The sequence below is a fragment of the Aeromonas sp. A35_P genome (genome assembly GCF_002259925.1).
In the GTDB taxonomy this organism is placed as follows: domain Bacteria; phylum Pseudomonadota; class Gammaproteobacteria; order Enterobacterales; family Aeromonadaceae; genus Aeromonas; species Aeromonas dhakensis.
Genome location: NZ_NEVB01000086.1, coordinates 1 through 6,962 on the forward strand (window position 1 = coordinate 1; position 6,962 = coordinate 6,962).

A 6,962-nucleotide genomic window follows, 5' to 3' on the forward strand; every position below is an offset into this window, starting at 1 on the left:
ACATCTGGTGATGGCAGTGATTGCATTGCAGCACGCGTGGCCGACTTTTCAGGTGACAACAGGTCTTGTTGGCACATTCAGGGCAGACAAAGCCGTGAGGAAAACGCCAAGTGAACAACGCGTTTTCGCACTGAGCTTCAGTGCCATAGTCCTTGAGAAGCTCAAACAGGCTGTAGCCTTTCTGGAATTGGACTTTGCTTTTGGCCATGATCTCGCTCCTCGATAACTGTGCATAAGATCAGTATAGTTCGGGGTGACTGCTAATCATGGGTAATCAGGTTGCCTTTTTAGTCTCTGGCGGCCAGGCCGCAAAAATTTGATTGCATTTTTCTCCAGACAGCCAATACCATCAAGACAACATCCTGCTAGTTCTTTGCCTATTTCTACAAATCAGCCAGAACAGACTCCAAGAGCATCCCATGCAGACACGCTACACCGACCTCGCCGCCAAGCTGGCTCGCCACGTCACCGCTCCCGGCATCACTCCCTCGCCGGTGGATCAGGTGAGCCTCATCTACACCACCGAATACCACGGCCGCACCCCGGTGCTCTACCAGCCGCGGATGATAGTGATCCTGCAGGGACACAAGGTGGGCTATCTGGCGGACCAGGTGTTTCGCTACGACCCCAACCACTACCTGTTGATGACCCTGCCGCTGCCCTGCGAGTGCGAGTGCTTCGCCTCCCCCGAGCAGCCCCTCATCGGCTTCTCCCTCGAGATCAACCTGGTGACCCTGCAGGAGCTGTTGCTGGAGCTGGGGGATGCCCTGCCCGCCCCCGCCCCGCAAAAGAGCGGCGTGCATTCGGTGCCCCTGTCTGAGGCCATGTTCTGCGCCGCCGAGCGGCTGATCGATCTGATGGACAAACCCCATCACGCCCGTGTGCTGGGGCCGCAGACGGTGCGGGAGATGCTGTTCTACGCCCTGCACGAAGGGGGTGGCCCGGCGTTGCAGGCGCTCGCCAACCGCCACAACCATGTGGGCCAGATCGCCCGGGTGCTGCGTATGATAGAGCAGCGTTTCGCCGACAACCTGACCATGGAGGAGCTGGCGCGGGAGGTGAACATGAGCGTCTCCGCCTTCCACCACCACTTCAAGGCGGTCACCGCCACCTCGCCGTTGCAGTACATCAAGTCGTTTCGCCTCCACAAGGCGCGGATGATGATGCTGCACGACGGCATCAAGGCGGGCACCGCGGCGGCCAGGGTCGGCTACGAGAGCAACTCCCAGTTCAGCCGGGAGTACAAGCGCTTCTTCGGCGGCACGCCGACGGATCAGGCCTCCCGCTTTCGGGAAGGCCAGCTGCGCATTATAGAGGGATAACCAGAGAGGAATTGTTCATGCGTGTACTGCTTTGCCTGCTCACCGCCTGCCTGCTGACGGCCTGTACCGGCCTCGCCGACGGCATCCGCCCCGTCACCGGCTTCCAGCTCGACCGCTACCTCGGCACCTGGTACGAGATCGCCCGCCTCGACCATAGCTTCGAGCGCGGACTAGAGCAGGTGAGCGCCACCTACAGCCTGCGCGACGATGGCGGGGTCAGGGTGCTCAACCGCGGCAAGCAGAGTGACGGCAGCTGGCGCGAAGCAGAGGGCAAGGCCTACTTCGTCGACAAGCCGGACGAGGCGCGGCTCAAGGTGAGCTTCTTCGGCCCCTTCTACGGCGGCTACAACGTCATCGAGCTGGATCCCGACTATCAGCTCTCGCTGGTGACCAGCTACAACCACGACTACCTCTGGATCCTCGCCCGCTCCCCCAATCCGCCCAAGGCCAAAGTGGATGCGCTGATCGCCAAGGCCAAGGGGCTGGGCTTTGCCACCGATCAGCTGATCTGGGTCAAGCAGCCCCCTGAGCCTGTCGTGAAATAAGCAAGGGCAGCCCGCGGGCTGCCCTTTTTCATGGAGGATTGTCTGAGGATCAGAGCCGGAAGCGGCCGATCTCCTGCTCCAACCGCTCGGTCAGCCCCTTCAATTCGGCCGCCTGTGCCGCCTCCTGATTGGCCTGCTCGGCCAGCTCCTGGGAGACGTGGCGGATGTTCTCGGTGTTGCGGCTGATCTCGCTGGTGACCGAGGTCTGCTCTTCGGCCGCCGCCGCAATCTGGGTCGCCATGTCGCTGATGGAACCTATCGCCTCGTTGATCCGTGCCAGGCTCTGGTTGGCAGACTCCGCGTCCTCCACGCTGGTGCCCGCCAGCTGGCGGCTGGTCTCCATGCCGCCCACCGCCCGGCGGGTGGTCTGCTGCAGGGTCTCGATCATCTGCTGGATCTCATCGGTGGAGTCGTGGGTACGGCGCGACAGCACCCGCACCTCGTCCGCCACCACCGCAAAGCCACGCCCCTGCTCGCCGGCCCGCGCCGCCTCGATGGCTGCGTTGAGGGCCAGCAGGTTGGTTTGCTCTGCGATGCCGCTGATGGTGGCCAGAATGCCGCTGATCTTCTGGGCATGGGCATCCAGCTCCACAATGATCTGGCTGGCGTCGGCCACTTCGTCCGCGAGCCCCGTGATGCTGCGCTGACTCTGACCGACCTGCGACTGACCGGATACCGCCAGCTTGACCGCATCGCCCGAGGTAGTGGCGGCAAACTCGGCGTTGCCGGCGATCTCCTGGGTGGCGGAGGCCATCTCGGTCACCGCGGTCGCCACCATCACGATCTCGTCCTGCTGCTGGCGCACCCGCTGACTGCGGGACTGGGCCCCGGCCGCCTGGGCGCGAGACTGGGCCGCCAGCTTGACGGTGACGTCACGCAGCCGGCTGACGATGCCGTGCAGCCGCGCCACGAACTGGTTGAAGCTCTCCGCCAGCTGACCCACCTCATCCTTGCTGCGGGTGTTGATGTGGACCGTGAGGTCCCCCTCGCCGTGGGCGATGTCGTGCAGCGCGCCGGCGACCCGACCCAGATCGGCAAACAGATACTTGAACATGGCGGTGAGCAGGGCACTGAACACCAGCATCAGCACCAGGGTCAGCCCCACCAGCTGCCACAGCAGGGTGGCGAGCGGTGCCTCCAGCACGTCGCGATACATCACCATGGCCAGCAGCCAGTCGGTGCCCGCCACCGGCTGCACCGCCAGCAGCACGTCGCGCCCGTCGAGGGTGGCAGCGTGCAGCTCGTTGTTCTCGCGGCCCCACTGCTGGAAGGTGGCCGCCGACAGATCAGGGGAGAGCTCACCAATCTGCTTGAGCGCCAGCTCCTTGTTGGGGTGACCGACGATGAGGCCGCTGCTGTCGAGCAGCATGGCGTACCCATCCCCCTGCACCTGCATCGCCAGCACCTAGTCGATCAGCTTGTCGAGCGCCAGGTTGGCCCCCACGGCACCGACCAGCTCGCCCTGATGGCGTACCGGCTCGGAGAGGGTGACCACCAGCTTCTGCATGGTGACGCTGACATAGGGGGCGGTGACGATAAGCTGCCCCGCCTTCACCGCGTCCTGATACCAGGGGCGCTCGCGCGGGTCATAGTTGCCGGTATTGAGGGAGGGGTCCTGGCGGGTCATCACCCCCTGGGTGGAACCAAAGTAGGTGAGCCCGAACCCGCCCGAGGTGTAGGCCTGCTTCAGGTGCGGCACCAGCTCGGCCTGCGGATTGTCGGCGATCAGGTTCACCAGCGCGTGCACCGTGTTCTTGCGATCCGCCATCCAGTCGCCGATGGCGACCGAGTAGGCGTGGCCATAGTTGACCGCCTCGCTCTGGATGGCGCTCATGGTGCGGGATTTGAGGGTGTGAAAGGCAACGATGCTAAGCAGTGAGGCCATCAGCAGCACCACCCCCAGACTGGTGGCCAGCAGCTTGCCGCGCAACGAAAGTGTCATGACTACGGATCCTTGTTGTTGTGACGGGCCAGGGAGAGACCCTTGTTTAATCAAGGCTATCGGCCACATGCTGAACAGACTTTAGTGAATCCTGTCGATTTATCATGACTCGGCAACAGGTTGTGCCACAGCTCACGAAAAACCACCCACTCTTCGTCCGATATCCGTCTCGACAAATGGCTATGCAGGGACGCAATCCGTGCTAGGTTGGACTCCTTCAACCCCTGATGGATAACCCTGCCATGCCCCGAAATATCGAGATAAAAGCCAAGATAGAGAGCATCGAGCTCCTGCTCCCCAAAGCACTTGCCATCGCCGATCAGGGCCCCGTCGAGATCGAGCAGGATGACACCTTCTTTCGCTGTGACGCCGGTCGTCTGAAGCTGCGAACCTTGTCCTCCTCGGCCGGCGAGCTCATCTTCTACCGCCGCGCCGATCAACAAGGCCCCAAGGAGAGCTTCTATCAGCTGACTCCGACACATGAACCGGATCGCCTGCGGGAGACCCTCAGTCTGGCCTGGGGCCAGATCGGCAGGGTGCAGAAGAAGCGCACCCTGTTGCTGGTCGGCAGAACCCGGATCCACCTCGATCGGGTACAAGGGCTCGGCCACTTCCTCGAACTGGAGGTGGTGCTGGAGGAGGACGAACCGCTTGAGGCGGGGATGCAGGAAGCCAACGACCTCATGGCGCAGCTGGGAGTTGAGCCCTCCCGGCTGATAGAAGGCGCCTATCTGGATCTGCTTCTCCGGCAGCAGGCCTGAATGCAACAAGGCCGCCCGCAGGCGGCCTCCCATACTCTGCCCGGCAGAGCTACTTGACCCGGGCGATGGCGGTATTGAGCCGCATATTGGTCGCATCCAGCCCTGGGGTCTGGCCATGGAAGTCAAACTCCAGCCTGACGCCGGGGCGAAACAGCAGACAGTGGGTGGAGCCGCCGAAGTGGAACATGCCGAGCTGATCCCCCTTCTCCACCCTGTCCCCCGCCTGCACCGTGATCTCGCAGCTCGACACCTCTGCCATCCCCACCGGCACCACGCACATCAGGCCGATTTTTGGGTTGTCCGCCTCGATGAAGATCAGCGCCCGGGTCGCCACCGAGGTGAGGAACGGCTGGGAGTTGTTGGGGGCGCTGGGATCCGCCCCCTGCGGGTCGGCAAAGCCTTCGAACTGGTTTTCCAGATAGTAGGTGCCGTTGACGATACGCACCTTGCGGATGGTGCCGCTCACCGGGCTGTGCCAGCGGTGGTAGCTGAGCGCGCTGAGGAAGGCCTGATAGACGGTGCCTCCCTCGAAACGGAGGGCCAGATCGTCAAAATCGAGCATGTTGTCCAGCGAATAGGGCTGCCCCTTGAGCCAGAACTGATCGCTGCGGCTCACCTCTTTGCGCACCTGCAGCGGCGCCGATTCACAGGCGTTGACGATGACATTGTCATCCGTTGGCGCCGAGACCGGCCGCACCCCGGCCCGAAAACGCCGGGTGAAGAAGTCATCCCAGCAGCCGAAGCCGTGGTAGTCGGCCGCCGGCTCGCACTCGAAGATTTGCTCGAAACTACCCGGAGTGGGGTTGGGCCCCTCCCCGACCGCTTCGTTCGCCACCTGCACCATCTCGGCCTTGGCTGCCTTGCCAAGCCAGGGCACCACCAGGGTCTCGCGATCCAGCCGGCTTACCGGCTCGGTCAGTACATAGCGGGAAGCCGGGCTTTGCAGGAACTGGGCCCAGTAGTCGAGGATCTTCTTGAACTGCTGGTTGACCAGGGCATTGGCAAAAAACTGGTAGCCGGAGCGGGTGGCCATGGGCCAGTCGAGCAGGGCATTGATGGGAAAGCCGATGAGGCCGGACGGTTCCTGGCTGGGGATGTCCTGATAGGCCTCGGGGGCCGTGGTCATGATGCCATTGAGCAGACCGAGGAACTCCTCGAACGAACGTACCTCAGGCTGACCGAGCGGGGTCTGGTGCTTGTGGCGCCAGGCCTCCTTGAACATGGCCTCGGCCTGGGCATGCAGCGCCGGGTCGGCATTGACCAGGTCACGCAGCTCGGCGATGGGGGGGACCAGCGCCCTCGGCTGCTGGTTCACGTAGTGCTTGATCCGCCGGATCCAGCGCTCGACATGGGCCCCATCCTGGGGGATCCAGCCGCCGGGTCGGGACTTGTTCAATCGGGTTTCCACTGCCTTGTTCATGGTTCGCTCTCCTCAGCTGATGTTCACGCCCACAATCCACGGCTTGAGCATTGAGTGCCGGCCTGCCAGCGGCATGCCAGGGCACCGACCCTGTTATGTAGCACAGGGGGCTCGGCGGCACGATTGCCAGAAACGACAGGGCAGAGTGGCGCAATAGCGACTAGCGGTTGGGATAGGCGGGTATGGGGAGAGCAACCAGGCCAGGAGAGCAGGCGGCACAAGGGATGTGCAAAAGGAGAGTGCCAGGCCCGGAAAAGCGAAAAGCCAGCTCAATGAGCTGGCTTTTCTTAAAATGGCAGGGGCGGCAGGACTCGAACCCGCAACCATCGGTTTTGGAGACCGCTGTTCTACCAATTGGAACTACGCCCCTGCAACAAACGAGGCGTAGTATACAAAGCGGGTTTCAAAGGTAAAGGCTTTTTTCTCACTTTCGGTGCGATTGCGCAAAGGACGAGCAGATCCTGCCAATTTATGCAGCTCCAATGGGTAACTTGCTGTATTTACAGCCTTGTTTGGGTAGGAAACTGACCGCAATGGGGGTAGGGTTAAAGTTGGGGCCAGGCAAGAAGGGGGCTGCACATGCTCAATTACCGGTTACTGCAACAACTTGCACCGCTCAACTTCAGGGATGAAAGCAAAACCGAGACGCTGCCCGACTATCTGGCGCGGGTCGCCCCGCTGGTGCCCTTCATTCCCGAACCTGATTACCCATGATTAGCAGTCACCCCGAACTATACTGATCTTATGCACAGTTATCGAGGAGCGAGATCATGGCCAAAAGCAAAGTCCAATTCCAGAAAGGCTACAGCCTGTTTGAGCTTCTCAAGGACTATGGCACTGAAGCTCAGTGCGAAAACGCGTTGTTCACTTGGCGTTTTCCTCACGGCTTTGTCTGCCCTGAATGTGCCAACAAGACCTGTTGTCACCTGAAAAGTCGGCCACGCGTGCTGCAATGCAATCACTGCCATCACC

Annotated in this window: 7 protein-coding genes, 1 tRNA gene and 1 pseudogene; 5 read left to right on the forward strand and 4 right to left on the reverse strand. The window is 61.9% G+C overall.

Translation table 11 applies throughout. The features are described 5' to 3' along the window. Nucleotides 1–208: transposase (locus tag CAK78_RS06540; RefSeq protein WP_141214138.1), on the reverse strand; the 208-nt coding region annotated here is incomplete at its 3' end. A 211-nt stretch (nt 209–419) separates the two neighbouring features. Here CAK78_RS06540 and CAK78_RS06545 point away from each other — a divergent pair. Together CAK78_RS06545 and CAK78_RS06550 are read left to right on the forward strand one after the other, a co-directional pair. Next, a complete protein-coding gene (locus CAK78_RS06545; RefSeq protein WP_094696762.1) occupies nt 420–1,322 on the forward strand; it encodes an AraC family transcriptional regulator in 903 nt (300 codons plus the stop codon). Between the two features lie 17 nt (nt 1,323–1,339). Continuing rightward, entirely contained in the window at nt 1,340–1,867 is a 528-nt protein-coding gene (locus tag CAK78_RS06550) for a lipocalin family protein (RefSeq protein ID WP_017764819.1), read from the forward strand. Between the two features lie 49 nt (nt 1,868–1,916). Here CAK78_RS06550 and CAK78_RS06555 read toward each other — a convergent pair. Next, nucleotides 1,917–3,809, reverse strand: a pseudogene (locus CAK78_RS06555) (methyl-accepting chemotaxis protein). Between the two features lie 242 nt (nt 3,810–4,051). On the opposite strand from CAK78_RS06555, the gene CAK78_RS06560 reads away from it, so the two are divergent. Next, a complete protein-coding gene (locus tag CAK78_RS06560) occupies nt 4,052–4,570 on the forward strand; it encodes a class IV adenylate cyclase (protein ID WP_094696763.1) in 519 nt (172 codons plus the stop codon). Nucleotides 4,571–4,619: 49 nt separating this feature from the next. Here CAK78_RS06560 and CAK78_RS06565 read toward each other — a convergent pair whose 3' ends face one another. Next, a complete protein-coding gene (locus CAK78_RS06565; RefSeq protein ID WP_094696764.1) occupies nt 4,620–5,990 on the reverse strand; it encodes a phosphatidylserine decarboxylase family protein in 1,371 nt (456 codons plus the stop codon). A gap of 293 nt (nt 5,991–6,283) precedes the next feature. Beyond that, nucleotides 6,284–6,360, reverse strand: a tRNA-Trp gene (locus CAK78_RS06570). A gap of 209 nt (nt 6,361–6,569) precedes the next feature. On the opposite strand from CAK78_RS06570, the gene CAK78_RS23075 reads away from it, so the two are divergent. Continuing rightward, a complete protein-coding gene (locus CAK78_RS23075; RefSeq protein WP_254924723.1) occupies nt 6,570–6,704 on the forward strand; it encodes a hypothetical protein in 135 nt (44 codons plus the stop codon). A gap of 56 nt (nt 6,705–6,760) precedes the next feature. Further along, the coding region (locus CAK78_RS06580; RefSeq protein ID WP_141214125.1) for a transposase at nt 6,761–6,962 on the forward strand (202 nt) is incomplete at its 3' end.

Bases quoted from the DNA above. Each gene is read 5' to 3' on its own strand.
- CAK78_RS06545 (WP_094696762.1), top strand. From the start codon at position 420: ATGCAGACACGCTACACCGACCTCGCCGCCAAGCTGGCTCGCCACGTC.
- CAK78_RS06550 (WP_017764819.1), top strand. From the start codon at position 1,340: ATGCGTGTACTGCTTTGCCTGCTCACCGCCTGCCTGCTGACGGCCTGT.
- CAK78_RS06560 (WP_094696763.1), top strand. From the start codon at position 4,052: ATGCCCCGAAATATCGAGATAAAAGCCAAGATAGAGAGCATCGAGCTC.
- CAK78_RS06565 (WP_094696764.1), bottom strand. From the start codon at position 5,990: ATGAACAAGGCAGTGGAAACCCGATTGAACAAGTCCCGACCCGGCGGC.
- CAK78_RS23075 (WP_254924723.1), top strand. From the start codon at position 6,570: ATGCTCAATTACCGGTTACTGCAACAACTTGCACCGCTCAACTTCAGG.